Origin of the sequence: Burkholderia sp. JPY481 (genome assembly GCF_038900515.1) — a bacterium.
Classification (GTDB): Bacteria; Pseudomonadota; Gammaproteobacteria; order Burkholderiales; family Burkholderiaceae; genus Paraburkholderia; species Paraburkholderia youngii.
The window spans coordinates 1-598 of record NZ_JAYMRT010000125.1 but is presented as its reverse complement, the minus strand read 5'-3'; the positions used below and the strand labels follow the sequence as shown (position 1 = coordinate 598).

The following is a 598-nucleotide window of genomic DNA, read 5'->3' as shown; positions in this document are numbered from 1 at the left end:
CCACGAACGAGCCGTCCGGCTCGTATCTCGTCAGCCGCAAGGGCATGTGGCACGGTGGCATCCACATCACGGAGGCGGGCGCGGGGCAGGCGCTCGACCTCGACGCGGGACTACGCTGCATCGCGGACGGTGTGCTGATCGCGTATCGCGCCAACCAGGACTATCCGGTCAGCGAAGCAAGCGTGGACGGCAGTAACGTGCCGCTTCAGGCTCCGTACGGCACGGGCTTTGCCCTGGTGCGGCACGAGATGGAGTTTCCGCGCGGCACGAGGCTGACGTTCTACAGCCTGTACATGCACCTGATGTCCAACGCAGACTATGACAACTTCCCGAAGCGGCAGAAACCGGCGTACTGGTCGCGGCAGTGGCAGGTGACGCAGTTTGCGCAGGACAGGCCGCGGCCGGGTCGCAGTGGGCAGGTTGCGGATCCGTCGCAGGTGGGTCTGCCTGTGCGCAGGACGCCGAATGGCCCCATCGTTGGCATCGTGCCGCAGGGGGCAAGTGTCAGCATCGGCAAGACTGACACGGTGCATGGTGCAACGTGGGGCCAGCTAACGGACCTGAACGGAGCAACGCTGTATGCGCCCGAGGCGGGCGG

Annotated in this window: 1 pseudogene; it reads left to right on the top strand. The window is 66.1% G+C overall.

Annotated features, from left to right (window positions below):
- Positions 1–598 (top strand): annotated as a pseudogene (locus VSR82_RS39950) (glycoside hydrolase family 19 protein); the annotation flags it as partial.